1 pseudogene is annotated in these 237 nt (G+C 30.8%); it reads right to left on the bottom strand.

From position 1 onward, the window contains the following. A pseudogene (locus V7164_RS23270) lies at positions 1 to 221 on the bottom strand (DUF3267 domain-containing protein); the annotation flags it as partial. Positions 222 to 237: the final 16 nt, after the last annotated feature.

A 237-nucleotide genomic window follows, 5' to 3' on the forward strand; every position in this document is an offset into this window, starting at 1 on the left:
GCTAATGGTAAATAATGAAAAAACTTATGAAGTGGATAAATTAGCCAAAGCCCGAGAATAAATAAGTAAAAATAATTGTCATAGAATGAATGTGCATTAAATAAAAATTGCGCAGGCACATATACGAAAATAAATGTCAGCAACATTGTTAAGGAAGACAAAATGAAAAGTCTTTGTGAGCCATACTGTCTAGAAAAGTTAATCGTCTTCCATGAATTCATAGTATCATACCTCCAA

Origin of the sequence: Bacillus sp. JJ1474 (assembly GCF_036965225.1) — a bacterium.
GTDB lineage: Bacteria > Bacillota > Bacilli > Bacillales > Cytobacillaceae > Cytobacillus.